At 59.5% G+C, this 1,216-nt stretch carries 2 protein-coding genes; both read right to left on the bottom strand.

What is annotated here, in order from left to right; genetic code table 11:
- Positions 1-168: 168 nt before the first annotated feature.
- Positions 169-531: a hypothetical protein gene (locus tag MHX52_RS10305; RefSeq protein WP_239318097.1), complete on the bottom strand. Its 363-nt coding sequence runs from the start codon at positions 529-531 to the stop codon at positions 169-171.
- Positions 528-1,193, bottom strand: coding sequence for a hypothetical protein (locus MHX52_RS10300; protein WP_239318096.1), 666 nt, complete (start codon positions 1,191-1,193; stop codon positions 528-530). Before MHX52_RS10300 ends, MHX52_RS10305 begins: the two co-directional genes overlap by 4 nt.
- Positions 1,194-1,216: the final 23 nt, after the last annotated feature.

Raw genomic sequence — 1,216 nt, 5'->3', positions numbered from 1 at the left:
CGTAGTCGGATTCGTAGCCGAGGTAGCCGTTTTGATAAGCGTGGTAGAGGTCTACGCGCCGGTTGATCTCCTCGCGGATGCGGGGTAGATCGCGGAGGTGCTGGCCTACCTCGTGGGCACTTTGTAGCGGTGGGGTGTGGCTGTCACATTGGAGATAGAGGTAGGTGCTCATCGCTTGCTCCTGTAGTGGTGTGCGAGCAAGGCGAGGGCGAGGGGTTGGAGTTCGTCGTCGTGGATGAAAATAACCTCCTCGACCCCTTGGGCTGTACATTCGATGATTATTTGCTCGCCCCAGCGGTGGAGCATGATCGGCTTTTCTTCCTTCTCCATGCAAGCTGGAAGCGGGACAACTGTGTTATCCCTTGGCAGCACGATTTCCACGGTGCGCGCCATGCGGTCTGCGTAGGCCAGGGCTTCGGCGTGGGTGCGGAAGCTGCACTCGCGATATTCCGGCGAGGTTACGACCCAGCAGGGTTTCGGTGCCCACCGTTGTTCCTTCCAGACTTTCCAGCGCCTACGTTTGGTGGTCATTTGCTCCACCCCCGGCGCAAGACTCTGTGCTCCATATTGCCATCGGGGCGCTGACGTTTGGTTTCGGGGAGGATAGTGGATACCCACTCGTCCTGGTCCATCTTTTGCCAGGCTGCCCCGTGCTCCGAGGCGACAATTGTGCCTACAGGAAGCTCCGCGTATTCCTCACGCCTAAAGACTTTTTCCGAGATGTCTTGCGGGCGGGCGGGAATGAGCGGGGCGATGAGCGTGATTTCGTAGTTGTGCCATTCGGACTCGTCAGCTGTTTCCCGTGTGGGGGTTACCCATAGACCGGGGGCGATTTTAAGCGCGGGGGTGTGGGGTTGTGTGTCGAACCCGTTGTGTGCGTCCACTAGCCACGCTTCGCCGACGGGCACGTCCTGCGGGCGGGTGGCCTGGTCTGGGAATGTGAGACTGTCGAGCTGTTCCGCGTTTTCGCACGAGCTACCGTTGTCCGCGACGTATGCGGTTTCGACCCAGCCACCTACTGGCCTGTCTGCGGTGATTAGTACCTGCTTGCCGTCACGGTTGGTCGCCCATCGGCCTAGTAGTCCGGTGGTGGGTGGCGTGTTGTTGAGCTGGTCTTCCAGCTGTTCGATCTGCTCCGCGAGAGTTTTAGCCTGCTGGCGTAGTTCTTCCAAGCGCTCCTGGTTGCTGGTCATGAAGCATCCTCCTTAGGTTCTGG

Origin of the sequence: Corynebacterium sp. ACRQJ (assembly GCF_022346045.1) — a bacterium.
Lineage (GTDB): Bacteria > Actinomycetota > Actinomycetes > Mycobacteriales > Mycobacteriaceae > Corynebacterium > Corynebacterium evansiae.
The sequence above is the reverse complement of the archived record's forward strand: the minus strand, read 5'-3'. Positions and strand labels throughout refer to the sequence as shown.

Excerpts from the sequence above, each read along its gene's own strand:
- MHX52_RS10300 (WP_239318096.1), bottom strand. The coding sequence starts at position 1,193 with ATGACCAGCAACCAGGAGCGCTTGGAAGAACTACGCCAGCAGGCTAAA.
- MHX52_RS10305 (WP_239318097.1), bottom strand. The coding sequence starts at position 531 with ATGACCACCAAACGTAGGCGCTGGAAAGTCTGGAAGGAACAACGGTGG.